This window comes from Salinicoccus halodurans (assembly GCF_900114445.1).
Lineage (GTDB): Bacteria > Bacillota > Bacilli > Staphylococcales > Salinicoccaceae > Salinicoccus > Salinicoccus halodurans.
Genome location: NZ_FOTB01000001.1, coordinates 141,092 through 154,955, shown reverse-complemented (window position 1 = coordinate 154,955; position 13,864 = coordinate 141,092). Strand labels below are relative to the sequence as shown.

At 36.7% G+C, this 13,864-nt stretch carries 12 protein-coding genes and 1 pseudogene; 1 reads left to right on the top strand and 12 read right to left on the bottom strand.

Annotated features, from left to right (window positions below):
• Positions 1–60: 60 nt before the first annotated feature.
• The 12 genes and pseudogenes from BM271_RS00745 to BM271_RS00690 all read right to left on the bottom strand — a co-directional run bounded on the left by BM271_RS00745 (position 61) and on the right by BM271_RS00690 (position 13,302).
• Positions 61–831, bottom strand: coding sequence for a helix-turn-helix domain-containing protein (locus BM271_RS00745; protein WP_046789739.1), 771 nt, complete (start codon positions 829–831; stop codon positions 61–63).
• A gap of 27 nt (positions 832–858) precedes the next feature.
• The gene (locus tag BM271_RS00740; RefSeq protein WP_046789738.1) at positions 859–2,373 is read right to left on the bottom strand and encodes a class I adenylate-forming enzyme family protein; all 1,515 of its coding nucleotides are present in this window, start codon (positions 2,371–2,373) and stop codon (positions 859–861) included.
• Positions 2,374–2,455: 82 nt separating this feature from the next.
• A complete protein-coding gene (locus BM271_RS00735) occupies positions 2,456–3,712 on the bottom strand; it encodes a benzoate/H(+) symporter BenE family transporter (RefSeq protein WP_046789737.1) in 1,257 nt (418 codons plus the stop codon).
• A 51-nt stretch (positions 3,713–3,763) separates the two neighbouring features.
• Entirely contained in the window at positions 3,764–4,558 is a 795-nt protein-coding gene (locus BM271_RS00730; RefSeq protein WP_046789736.1) for an enoyl-CoA hydratase/isomerase family protein, read from the bottom strand.
• 1 nt (position 4,559) lies between these two features.
• Entirely contained in the window at positions 4,560–6,101 is a 1,542-nt protein-coding gene (locus BM271_RS00725; protein ID WP_234960352.1) for a class I adenylate-forming enzyme family protein, read from the bottom strand.
• 20 nt (positions 6,102–6,121) lie between these two features.
• A complete protein-coding gene (locus tag BM271_RS00720; protein ID WP_052749834.1) occupies positions 6,122–6,619 on the bottom strand; it encodes a (2Fe-2S)-binding protein in 498 nt (165 codons plus the stop codon).
• Entirely contained in the window at positions 6,619–7,506 is an 888-nt protein-coding gene (locus tag BM271_RS00715) for an FAD binding domain-containing protein (RefSeq protein ID WP_046789734.1), read from the bottom strand. Before BM271_RS00715 ends, BM271_RS00720 begins: the two co-directional genes overlap by 1 nt.
• A 32-nt stretch (positions 7,507–7,538) precedes the next feature.
• A complete protein-coding gene (locus BM271_RS00710; RefSeq protein WP_046789733.1) occupies positions 7,539–7,994 on the bottom strand; it encodes an SRPBCC family protein in 456 nt (151 codons plus the stop codon).
• On the bottom strand, positions 7,994–10,417 hold the full coding sequence (locus BM271_RS00705; RefSeq protein WP_046789732.1) for a xanthine dehydrogenase family protein molybdopterin-binding subunit: 2,424 nt from the start codon (positions 10,415–10,417) through the stop codon (positions 7,994–7,996). The genes BM271_RS00710 and BM271_RS00705 overlap by 1 nt, the downstream gene beginning before the upstream one ends.
• 1 nt (position 10,418) lies before the next feature.
• The gene (locus BM271_RS00700; RefSeq protein WP_074924518.1) at positions 10,419–10,994 is read right to left on the bottom strand and encodes a nucleotidyltransferase family protein; all 576 of its coding nucleotides are present in this window, start codon (positions 10,992–10,994) and stop codon (positions 10,419–10,421) included.
• Positions 10,995–11,038: 44 nt separating this feature from the next.
• A complete protein-coding gene (locus BM271_RS00695) occupies positions 11,039–12,148 on the bottom strand; it encodes an XdhC family protein (RefSeq protein ID WP_046789730.1) in 1,110 nt (369 codons plus the stop codon).
• A gap of 198 nt (positions 12,149–12,346) precedes the next feature.
• Positions 12,347–13,302 (bottom strand): annotated as a pseudogene (locus BM271_RS00690) (IS30 family transposase).
• On the opposite strand from BM271_RS00690, the gene BM271_RS00685 reads away from it, so the two are divergent.
• Positions 13,292–13,828, top strand: coding sequence for an IclR family transcriptional regulator (locus tag BM271_RS00685; RefSeq protein WP_143544875.1), 537 nt, complete (start codon positions 13,292–13,294; stop codon positions 13,826–13,828). The pseudogene BM271_RS00690 and the gene BM271_RS00685 overlap by 11 nt on opposite strands.
• The last annotated feature ends 36 nt before the right edge of the window (positions 13,829–13,864 follow it).

The following is a 13,864-nucleotide window of genomic DNA, read 5'->3' as shown; positions in this document are numbered from 1 at the left end:
ATAGAAGTTCCCGGTCAATAAAAAGCCCAACTCAAGTGTTACTATTCACTATAAAAATATTTAGTGTGCATCTAGTTTCAAATGTAAAATTCTATATTCTCTAGGAGTTTTACCTTGTGATTTTTTAAATGTTGTAGCAAAATATGTAGCACTTGAAAAACCAATATTATGTGCAATCACTTCAATTGGCATGTCAGTTGATTTCAGAAAATATTTTGATTTTTCTATTCTTATTTCAGTTAAAAATTCTATGAAGGTGGTATCTGTAACCTCTTTAAACATCCTACTAAAATGTGACGGACTTAAATAAACCTTATCTGCTATGTCATTTAGATTAATAGATTTAAAATAGTTCAAACGGATGTACTCAATCGCTGTACTTATAGGTTTAGACATATCTGCTTTAAATTCATCACTATCGTTATCGGACAGGATTATTGAAGTTTCCTGCTTATTTATTATTGTCCTTGATAATATCAATCTTTCTATTGTAGATAAAAATTCACTCTTTATTACTGGCTTTAAATGAAATCCTGAAAAACCACTGTTAATTGACTCTTGTACTAGTTCAAACATTTTTAACTGAGATATAGCAATGACAAATATATCATTGAATTCTGATAATATCTTTTTGCCCACCTCTAGACCAGTTGAATCACTTAAAGATAGTTCTGTGACAACAATAAACGGACGATCTTCCTTTACCATTTTTAGGCCTTCAGTTGCACTTCTTGCTTCCAAAATTTTAATATCTGAATGTATGGATTGTTTGAGAATATTAGTTATTCTGACGCTACTTTCTAAATCATCATCAATGATCAGTATGCTCATAAAGAGTAAGCCTCTTTTCTATTCTCTTTAACTTTCATTGAATTTACCAAGTTGCAATAATTTTCTATTTATCTTTCCTTTTTTCGTTAAGGGTAATTCATCCAGAAACGTATATTTTCTCGGTCTTAAATGGCTTGATAAACCTGAAATTTTACAGTATGAATCTAAATCAAGGAAACTAATTTTATCGCTGTTAGAAATTATGTAAGCAGATATCATCTCTCCGAGTCTTTCATCTGTTTCCCCTACTACTACCGATTCTATTACGTCTGGATGATTATTCAGCACTTGCTCTATCTGATGTGGGTGTATATTCTCTCCATTAGACAGAATCATTTCATCAAGTCTTCCAACTACTACTAATTCTCCGCTATCCAGTATTCTGCCAATATCTCCAGTATGATACCAGCCATCCTTAATTACTTTAGCAGTCTCATCAGGACGATTCCAGTACCCTTTAAAAGCTTCATCTGACTTTAAGCTTACTATAATTTCTCCCACTTCTTTTTTACTTTTATAGTCAATATGATAATCTCCATTTATTGGATTTATTTTAATTTGGCTATGTATACCAGCTTTGCCAGCACTCCAAGGTTTTTCTCTAATATTATTAGAAATACTAATGGTATATACTTCAGTACTTCCATAATGGTTTATAAATTCTTCAGGTTCAAAAAATTCATTGCATCTATTAATTAAATTTGTGCTCATTGGAGCACCTGCATAAGAAATAACTCGAATGGAAGACACATCAAAATATTTATTCGTTACTGTTAAAAGATCGTGAATTTGAGTAGGCGTTAAGAATAATGTAGTTATTTTATAGTCCTGGATTTGTTTTAATATGTCTTCTGCATCATATTCAGTATGTACAAAATAGCACCCACCAAGGAATGTCATACTTAAAAAGGCTTTCATTCCCATAGTATGATAAAGTTGTACAGCTCCAATTATATTGTCCCCTCGGATGTAAGTGTTTTGTATAATATGTGCCATTGTTGCAGCATATTCATTTTTATGAGTACGAGGTACACCCTTTGGCCGTCCAGAGGTACCAGACGTATAAAGTATTAGCGCTAAATCTTCATCATCTTTAGTAATTTCATCTAAGTTTCCATTACCATTTTTCAGCATTTCTTCAAGAGAAAAATCCGCTTCTCCAAGTGTGCTAACTATAATCAGATCATTAGTCATTTTTATATCTTTTACAATATCCGCATTCTCATCTTCAAGGAATAGGACTTTGGCTTCGACATCCTCAATACAATACTTTATATAATCAAATGTCATATCCATATTAATTGGAACATATACCGCATTGATTTTTTGTGTTGCCCAAAAAACAATTATATTCTCTATATTATTTTTTAGCATAACCATAATTCTATCCTGTTTTCCAACACCAAGGTTAATTAGCGAAATTGCCAGTTGCTCAGTCTGGTTATGAATATATTCATAACTGTAAAATGCACCATTATAAAAAACTGCAGAATCCTTTGGTGAACGGGCTAAGGTATTATTGTATATATCTATAAGATGCATTAGTGGTCTCTCCTTGATAAAATAGAAATAGGAACTCTTCTATTAAGAATGCTCCTATTATAATACTCTAAAAATTTATTGTCTATTCAATATTGGTTGCGCTTTCAATTTTGGGCGATTCTTTTTCTATAATTTTTATCTTATCATCATTTTGATCAGCTGATGTTTCTTTAAAATCTTTTTGTTCGATTGCTAACGACACAGCTACTCCGCCTAAAATAGACCAAAATGGTGCACTGATACCGAAAAATGAAATTCCAGATATTCCAATAATTAATGCAAAGAAGGCACCGATTTGGAATTTCGTTTCAGAAAAAGCGGCTTGTAGAGAACTTAGTAGTACACCTATCATTGCCAATCCGGCAATTGTTCCCACGAGTGTTCCGGGCATTGCTGTAACGAAAGGAACAGCCACCCCTGCAAATATTCCAAACAATGCAAATAATGTTCCATTTACGATAACGGCTCCATATCTTTTTTCCTTGTTTTCTCCAGCTTCTTCTGAAGCACAAATCGCAGTCATCGGACCTGCAATATTAGCATTATGTCCCCCGAACAACGACGTCAGTATTCCTCCAACACCACTGAAAATGGTCATCATATTGATCGGCGGTTTATAACCTTGAGAGATTAACACACCGGTCGCTTGAGCATTTTCAGCTCCAATAACTAATAGAGCCAATGGAATTGATAGGGAAATTATTGCTTCAAAACTAAACGTCGGCATTACTAACTGGGGTATAACTAGTGCCGGCTCCATTCCCGATAGAGAAAACTGACCCATTGCTAATGCTACGGCCATCGTTCCAATAAAGGCCGGCAAAATCGCAGGAACTTTTTTGGTCAAAGCAGTAGAAAGGAGATAGAGAGCGACTGCTGTTCCTGCTATTAATGGGGCTTTCTCTATGGATAGTATCATATCAGTCCCAAATGATATCATTGCTCCAACTATCATTGCCATAACAATTGGCACTGGAATCCAACGCATAACTTTACCTATCATTCCGCTAATTCCAAGTAATAATACAATTATTCCGGCAATCAAATAAGCACCGGTTGCTTCACTCAATGTGTTTGTTGTAAGCGCGCCTGCTACAAGAACTGCTGCTGGTATAGAATATGCTCCTGCGATAGGCTGACGATATCGGAGTGATAAGAAAATTCCTAGTATTCCTCCAAAAAAGTAGATTGCGAATAGCCAAGAAATTGTCTCCACTTGTGTTAATCCGCCGTTTTGAGCACCACCTATTACGATAAGAGCGGGTCCAGTACATCCAAAAATGGCTGCTAATACTCCTGCACTAATTGTTTTGATATTGAGTGTTTCTTTTAGTTTCATGCACCCAATCCCCCTTTTAAAAAAACCTTAATTGTTTTTTACTTTCAAGCTTTAGTTACCATTAAATTCAGGTTTTCTTTTTTCGTAGAAAGCGTCCACACCTTCTTTAAAATCATGTGTACTTCGCAACAAACCATATGCATATCCTTCAAGTTCAAGGCCGGCACTTAACGGAGTGTCCTGGGAACTGTTTAGGACTCGTTTGGCAACCCGTTGTGCCACAGGCGAAAATTTAACCAGTTCTTCAACTAAATCATTTACTTTTCCTTCAAGTTCTTCATGTGCGACTACTTCTGTCAGTAATCCCCATTGCAATGCTTCTTCAGCCTTTATATGTCTGGCTCGCATAATCATATCTTTAGCTCTACCTACTCCAACAATTTTTGCAATTCGTTGTGTCCCCCCGCTCCCTGGTATCATTCCTAAATTCATTTCCGGGAGTGCCATTCTAGTATTATCAGCTGCTACTCTGAAATCACAAGCCATTGCGATTTCCAACCCCACTCCAAAGGTGTAACCTTGTAGCTGAGCAATTACGGGCTTTGGTGATAACTCAGGTGCAGCAACATTTTCATGTAAAAGTGACAATTCCTCTGGGGAACGTTCCATAAATTCTTGTATTGTACCACCAGCAGTAAAAGCTTTTTCTCCAGCACCTTTAATAACAATTACTCTAATTCCTTCATTCTTATTTAAATCGAAGAATATTTCTTTCAAATGCGCCCTTCCCTGGTAACTTAAAGCATTCATTTTTTCAGGTCTATCTAAAACTATGGTCGCTACTTGACTCTCTTCATCTTTTTCCACTTGTATATGATCCCATTTTTGTGTGTTAGTTTCTGCCATTTTAAGACACTCCTTTTTTTAATATTGCTTGTCCTTCTTGTTTTTTTAATTTATTTCTCAGTATTTTCCCTACTGGACTTTTAGGGATCTCATCTACAAATATATATTCTCTTGGTCTTTTGAAATTTGATAATCCTGGTTCGTTTTTGCAAAAGTCATCAAGTATATCGGCTGATAAATTTTTGGACTTGACTACAACATAAGCAATCACTTTTTCTCCCCATCTTTCGTCTTCGACACCTACTACTACCGCTTCAAGAACTTCAGAATGTTTTGTTAAGATATCTTCTATCTCTAAAGGATGAATGTTTTCTCCTCCAGAAATAATCATGTCGTCAACTCTTCCAACCACATAAAGATCTCCTTCTTTATCTAGTTCACCCATATCTCCTGTAAAATACCATCCTTCTCTTAATGCCTTTTTGGTAGCTTCCGGTCTTTTCCAGTATCCCTGAAAAGATTCAATTGATTCCGTATTTACTATAATCTCTCCAGGGACGCCCTCTGGCACAATATCTTGCGGGGTCGAATGCCCTTCCGGATCTGGTGTTACAACTCGTATATACTGATGGAAGCCTGCTCTACCCGCACATCCAGGTTTTTCATTTAGGTAATTACAAATAGAATAGGTATACACTTCAGTACTACCATAGTGATTCACAAAAATTTCAGGGTTCAGTTTCTCATAAACTTCTTCTGTTAATTTTTTTGTCATTGCCGCTCCTGCATAACCGACTTTCTTTAAAGAAGTGAGATTATAATTTTTAAAATCATGATGATTTAATACATCGTGGATAATCGTCGGGACTAAATAAACACAACTGATTTTTTCTTTTTCCATTGTTTCAAGAACAGTTTTTGGTTCAAACTCAGGAAGCATTACCAATGTCCCATTCAAGAAAGTCATAGCCAGAAGAGATCTCATCCCCATTGTATGATATAGAGGCATAATACCTAATGTTCTTTCTTTGCTTGTATATTCGTTCTGTATTATATGGGCAGTGCTTGCACTATATTCATTTTTATTCGTTCGAGGAACTCCTTTGGGTTTACCAGTTGTCCCAGATGTATAAAGCATTAAGCAAACATCATCATCATTTATTTCAGGTTTTATGAATTCTTCTTTTCCATTAGTAATGAGAAAGTCGAAATTTTTATCTGCTTTCTTATCATCGTGAATACTAATTAGAATTGGTTTATTCTTTTTATCCACGGCTTCCATTAAAGCATCTTCACTCACTTTTTCGTAAAGAACTAATGTTGCTTCTGCATTCTCGACACAATATTTAACCTCCTCTGAAGATAACCTGAAGTTAATAGGTGTGAAAATAGCGCCGAGTTTTTGAGCTGCCCAATACATAGCTACCATTTCCATACGATTTTTCGTTAAGGTAACAATTCTATTACCTTTTCTTATCCCAATTTTTTGTAAGTTGTGTGCTAATTTGTCAGTCAATTGATCAAATTCTTTATAAGTATACTTTTTACTTTTTTCAATAATAGCAATTTCATTAGGATGTCTATTTACTGCAAATTCAAACAAAGATGATAAAATCATTTAATTCACCTTCCCTCATTATTTTTCTCTGCCACTTCTTGAATTGCACTAACAATACCTTCATAACCAGTACACCTGCATAGATGCCCTGATAACATCTCCCTTGTTTCTTTTTCCGTCGGATGATTTTCTTCGTATAAAAATTCTACAGCCGACATAAGAATTCCTGCAGTGCAAAAACCACATTGTAATGCATGGTGTTTGGAGAAAGCTTCTTTTAACTCTAGACCCAATTCTTTCTTTTGCAGACCTTCTATCGTTTCAACCTCTGAACCATCAATTTGAACTGCAAACATAAGACAACTTCTAATAGCGTGACCATCAATCATTATGGTGCAAGCGCCACAAACACCATGCTCACATCCAACATGGGTGCCTGTTAACCCAAGATCCTCTCTTAAGAAATCACTTAACAATTTACGAGGTTCTACATCTACTTCGTATGATTTGTCATTCACTTTTGTATTTATAGTCATTTTTTCATTGCTTTTTACCTGCTGCATTAATTAGGCACCTCCTTCCTTTCAGCTCTTAAATAAGCTTTTTTCATAACTTTTTTAATAAGTACTTTCGCAATGTGCATACGATATTCAGCAGAAGCATGTAAATCACCATCAGGTTCTGCCATTTCAAGTACACTTTCTGCTATTTCATCTATAATTTCCTCTTCGATATGCTTACCGATTAAAGGTTTTAAGTCTTCCTCATCAGCTAACATTGGTACAGCATCTACCCCTCCTATTGCCAGTCTCAAATCTGTAATCTTTCCGGATATATTACGATTCATCAGACAAACTGCTGAAACTAAAGCAAAATCACCATGCCTTCTACTGATTTCTTCAAATGCATATCCTGTCGGAACATCTGATATTGGTACATGAATGGAAGTTAATAATTCATCAGGCATCATATCGGTAGTCAAATAAGTGAGAAAAAAATCATTCAATTCTGTTTCGCGGGTTTCAATCTCACTTTGGATAATTGCTTTTCCCCCGAGGATCAGAAAAACGAGAGGAAGTTCTGCGCTCGGATCAGCATGAACAACGCTTCCTCCTACTGTCCCTCTATTTCTAGTTTGTTGATGTCCTATAAATTCACAGGTTTCTCGTAAAAGCGGTAACTTATCAAACACAAGATCTGATTGTTCAAGACTTCTTTGCCTTGTCAAAGTGCCGATTTTTAATATATCTTCTTCAATCTTGATATAATCTAAATCCTTAACATTATTAATATCAATTAAGCAGTCTACTTCTGACATCCTCATGTTTAGTATTGGAATGAAACTTTGACCACCTGCCAGAATCTTACCTTCATCACCGTAATTTGCTAACAAATTCAATGTTTCTTCAAGTGTCTGTGGTCGGTAATAATCAAATTTTGAAGGTTTCATAAAATACTCCTTTACAAGTATTGCTCTTTAGATTAAACAGCTTCCTGTTTTAGCTTCAATTCATTTTTTGCTTTTTTGAAAAAGTCATTGATAACTAACTTAGCAACCCCACCTAACATTCTTTGACCGATAGAAGCAATTTTCCCTCCTGCATCTGCCTGATATTCATATTTTACAAGTGTGTCATCATTGCCATTTTCTTCGAATGTAATATCTGCAACAGCATCTACAAGTCCTGGATTACCTTCACCATGAATAACAAGTGTGTATGATTCGCCTTCAGCAATATTTTTCACATTGATATCTGCATCGTACTTGCCCTTTACTGCTGCAATCCCAACAGAAAGTTCTGCTTTGTATTTATTATTCTCAATAACATGAAATTCTTTACACCCCATGATGCATTTTTCTAAAAGCTCAGGGTTTAACATTTCTTCGAATACCTCTTTTTTATTACCTGGTAGATTGATTTTTCCTTTTCCTTCCATCATACTTCCTCCTTCATTTTTTGTTTCTTTTCACTTATTTGCTTCCATATCATATTTGGAGCTAAAGGCAATTTATTTATTACAACATCTAACGGCCTAAGTGCATCGTTAACTGCGTTTGAAATTACTGCGGGTGCACTCATTGTGTTACCTTCACCAAGCCCTTTCGCACCGAGTGGTGTAAGTGGTGACGGTGTCTCTTGATGATTGATTGTTATTTTGGGCATTTCTGTTGAAGTCGGACATAGATAATCCATAAAACTTCCACTTAATAACTGTCCCTTCTCATCGTAGACAAGTTCTTCAAACATCGCTCCTCCAAAACCGTGAGCTAAACCACCTAAAATCTGGCCATCTGCAATTTTGGGATTCAGAAGTTTTCCAGCATCGTGAACTGTAATATAATCTAAGATATTCACTTCTCCTGTTGTTTCATCCACTTCAACTGTTACTGCATCTACTACAAAACCGTGTGTAGCTGATCCATTTACAGTGTCATCTGCATTTGGTGCTTTGGCGGATTCAATATTGTAAAAGGCAGTTTCATGTATCCCAGCTTCCATTCCTGCTGGTAACGCTTCTGTATTCCAATGGGCAGTACCTATCAACCGTTTCATTGAGATGCTTTTATCCGGCTCATTTTTATCAAACACTTTTCCATCATCTATACTTAAATTTTTTATAGGAACATTTAACTGGTGTTCAGCAATCTTTAATAGTTTATTCCTGACTTTTTTTGCCGCTTCGTACACTGCACTAGATCCTATGGGCCCAAATCTACTGGAATAACTGCCTGACGCTACAGACCAAGGACTAGTCGCAGTATCCATCTCTGCGTAGACTTTTATTGAATTATCATCTGCACCCAAAACATCACTGACTATCTGACTAGCTACAGTTTCATGTCCTTGTCCGGTGGGTACTGTACTAATCCTGACATTAATGCTTCCCTTAGGATCGATACTAACAGTGGCTCCCTCTGCAGAACCGGATTTAGGCAAACCTTGGGCTCTTTCTTCTGGTGTCAATGCAATTGTTACGTATCCCATATTTGACCCTGAAGGTTCAACTATACAAGCTAAGCCCACACCCAAATACTTGCCTTTTTTCAATGCCTCTTTTTGACGTTTCCTGAATTCCTCATAATCTATTAATTCTAAAGCTTTATTGAGCGCTCCTTGATAATTACCACTATCGTATATTCCACCTGAGGCTGTCCGATATGGAAAAGAGTCTGCGGGAATTAAATTTTTCTTAATGAGATCAGCTGGGTCCATGTTTAGTTTACGTGCTATTATCTCCATCATTCTCTCTAATGGAAAATAAAGCTGGGGTCCTCCGTATCCTCTAATTAGTCCTGTAGGACTTTTATTGGTCATAACCGCGATTGTTTCCATCTGTAGATTTTTAATATTGTATGCTCCTGTTGAGTTTGAATGTGTTCTATACAAATTTGCTGGTTCAGGAGCACGTATATAACCACCAACATTATCTGCCATCTTCATTCTCAGACCAGTAACTGTTCCATCATTTTTTACAGCTGCGTCTATCCAGGTTACTCTATCTGTCCCGCTGGAACTTGCAAGTAGGTTTTCCTGCCTATCTTCTATCCACTTTACCGGGACCCCTACTACTCTCGATACAATTGACATAAGTACAATGTACGGATAGCTTCCTGATTTTATTCCGTAACTTCCACCTATATCTTTAGGAATCTGTAATCTTAATTGATGCCCGGAAACTTTCAATGCTGCCGTCATAACGGAATGCAACGTAAAAGGGCCATGAAAATTAGACCAAACGGTATATTGTTCTTCGCTTGCTTTAAAATCAGCAATTATTCCATAGTTTTCAACCGGTGTTGCGCTATATTTAGGAAATTTGAACTTTTTACTGATTACTATATCGGCTTCTTCAAAAGCTTGATCTGTCTCTCCGTAATCAAAAAAACGATGGTTAACAACATTAGTTTTTAAATTTTCATGTAAGATAGGGGCATCATGTTCCATCGCTTTTTCAACATCAACCACTGTATCTAATGTTTCATATTCGACTTTAATCTTATCAAGGGCATCCTCTGCAATATATCTGTTTTTCGCAACTACTACAGCCACCCCTTCTCCGACAAATCTAACTTTATCTATCGCAAGCGAATAATATTCTACCGGTTCTGAAACACCAACAGGAAAAGGTCTTGATAACTCAGCAACTTCTTTGCCAGAAACAATACCAATAACTCCTTTTATTTTCAGTGCTTCATCAATGTGTATATTTTTAATTTTTGCGTGAGAATAGGGACTCCTCAAGATAGCCGCATGGTGTATGTTTCCAAATGGCTGCAAGTCATCAATATATGTTCCTTCTCCTGCCATTAATCTTGCATCTTCTACCCTTTTTTTGGATTCACCAATTTTACTTCCCATTTCATATCACCTCTTTATTCAAATATTCTAGATATTCATTTTTTGTATCAATATCTATAGGTTGTGTAATATTAAATTCTATTAGTTGTCTATTATTTTTATTCTCAACTAAGATTTCGCGCCCTCCTTTATCACCTTCAATTTTCAAAATATCCTTAAACAATTTTTTGTTAAAAATAACTGGGTGGCCAACCCCATTACAATAGAGAGGTTGTGTAATAAAATAATTATTTTCAAAGTGATGTGTAATTAAGTTGTTCATAATTTCGGTTGTAATATCTGGTTGATCTGCCAAAAGAATCATTATGTCTTCAGCATAGTTTTGTATACTTTCTAACCCTATTTTTAGTGACGAGGACATTCCTTCTCTATAATTCTCATTCCAAACGATATTTACTGATAAATGTTCTATATCTTCCAATAAAAAATAAAATTTTTTATTTAAAATAACTGTTACACTTCTTGCTTTGCTTGCACATGCGTTTCTAACAATTTTTTCGAGCATGGTCTCTTCTCCTATTGGTAATGCTAATTTAGGTTCACCCATTCTAGTAGAAGATCCTGCAGCTAATATCAATATATGAACGAATAACCCTCCTTTTTAAGTAAGCGTTTTCATTTTTACTCATGAATAAGCCCAGTCTTTTGTACTAAGAAATTTCCAGTTCTATTGTTTTTAACTTTTAATATTTCAGCTAATATACTTAACGCAATTTCTTCAGGCCCTTCAGAACCGAGGTCTAACCCAGCCGGGTAATAAACCTTTTCTTCGGGATACGTGACATTTAAAGATTCTATAAGTTTAATTGTTCTCTTTCTTGATCCCAAGATTCCAAGATAAGTAAAGTTTTTAAGATATAACTGCTCGAGATAAAACTTATCCCTTTCAAAATTATGGGACATAACCACTACCGAGACATCACCTTCAAATGATATGTTTTTAAAATGTTTTTCATTCGAGCATAGAATCCTCTCATCAGCCATATCAAACATTTCACTTTCAATGTGCGCAGTTCTATAATCCGCAACTGTAACAAACCAATTTAAGTTTTTAGCTTGTTTAGCTAAAGTAACTGCATCATGCCCTGCACCTAAAATGAGAAGTTGAGGTATGGGTTTCACTGTTTCCAAAAAGCAATTTATCTCTATTTTTTTACTACCGTTTTCAGTTAAAGCATTAATTGTGAATTGAGTAAAATCATCATAAGCCACGTCATCAAAAGTAATATAATAACTTTCATCATGATTCTTAAAAACATTACCCACACTATCTGCTTGCAACCCCCATGAAGTTCCAGGGTTTATTTTTGATGTATTATCGCTTTCCAAAACGGTTAAAACTCTATAACTCCCTTTACTTTCTAAAGCATTGGAATAAATATTTAAAAGCTTTTTTGCAGTTTCTGAATGATTTATGGGGTCAAATATTTGAAGTAATATCTCCATACCACCATCACACCCCACACCAAATCCAAAAATTGGGTCATCATCCTGTAAGTTATAATATATATGACGAGCTTCACCTGTTTCTAAGACAGCTTTACATTGTTCAAAGATATCTCCTTCGACGCACCCTCCACTTAGTACACCTTCAAATCTTCCATTTTCATAAAATATACTTTTAGCGCCCACTTGTCTGTATGTGGAACCAATAGTATTAATTACTGTTGCAATTACTACTTTATTTCTGTTTGCCCAGTTTTTTTTAAGTTCTTCGACGAATGCCAGCATTATATTCACCTCACAATTTTACTTGTAACTCTCATTATATAGAGAGATAGAATAAATAGATTAAATATTCTGTTAACAATAATTAAAAATTTCTACTATGATTTCATTAGTTAGAAGGAAAATCGACTTTTATTTCTCTGAATTTTAAAAATATTACTATTTAAACAAAATATTTAATCTTTTATGTATCTTCGTTTGTCAAAATAATCTAGACAACTGATCTACACTCATGTAACTCATAAATACTTCCAACGGTGTCTGGTAGTTCAGAAACTTTCTGGGTATGTGGTTTCTCCTAGAGGCTGCTGAAGCAACCATCCCCTGATCCACTGCGTTAAGATCCATATGCTTGGGCAGCCCGTCTTTCCGAAGCAGTCCATTGGAATGCTCGTTCAATCCCCGCTGGGAGGGCGTACCCGGGTCGGCAAAGTAAATATCAATATCGTTTCGGTTACTCATTGACTGTCCATTTGAGAATTCCTTACCACAGTCGAACGTAATGAACCTGAACAAATTCCTGGGGATTTGATGGAACCATGCATTGATGACTGTTTCGATATCCTGCGCGGTCCGGCCTTCGGGCTTGAGGGTAATGATCACTTTTGACAGCCGTTCTACGAGTGTCACAATGGCACTTTTATGGTGGACACCGACAATGGTGTCCCCTTCCAGATGTCCAAATTCCTCTGTGAAGTCGGGATAGTCTCTCTTTGAGAGGTTTTCCGTCTGAAGGTCTGTCTCCCCCGGCGTTCCTTATGACCGTTTGGTTTTCTTTTGCCTTTCATTGGTAATGTGGAAACATCAAAGTCCTTACGCTTGAACATGCGGTACAATGTGCGGCCGGAACACTGTATCTTACGTTCACGCCGGCCGGTAATCACATCCGGTGTCCACCCCTGTGCGACTTTTTCTGCCACATATGTGTGCTGGTCCTCTGGCAGTCTCGTCCGTTTTCGGCCACACCGCTGCTTGTTTGCCTTGTAGCGCTTATAGAAATCCAATGCGGTATGACCAGCTCTCAGAAAAGCAACCACATTGTGCACCGTTTGATGGCCCCGGCCGACCAGTTTCGAGATTTTTGAGACCGGGGTGTGCTGATAGAAATAGGATTCGATAATTACCAGTTCATCCGTGATAAGATGGGTGTCGGTCATTCGTGATCACTCCTATGATTCCTTTGATGATCTTATTGAAATGGCGACACCGATCATGCAGGAAATCAACGAGGAAATCGGGGAATCGGTCAATCTGACGGTTGTGAGGGGATCCAAAGTCAAAGTTCTCGCCCACCTGGAAAGCCGGCATAACCTGAAATATTCATATGTGGAGGGACAGATACTCGATATATTCAAAGGGGCCTCTTCCAAAATACTGCTGGCACATCTCCCCGCGGAACATCAGCAATTTCTGATGGAAACAGGCATGGCGGCAGATCACCGGAAATCACTGGAAAATGAACTCGGGCAAATCAAAGCCAATGGTTATGCTGTAACTTCTTCGGAAGTGGATGAAAATGCGATCGGCATCTCCACACCGATACTGAGAAGCGGCAAATATATTATCGGCGGCCTGTCCATAGCGGGCCCGATTTTCAGGATTAAGGGGGATAAGATCGAGTCGTATGTAGAAAGGTTGAAAGAAGCGGCTTTTGACATATCATTGATGCTCGAAGACAATTGACTACAAAAAAGACAGCAGGCCCGGCCTGCTGTCTTA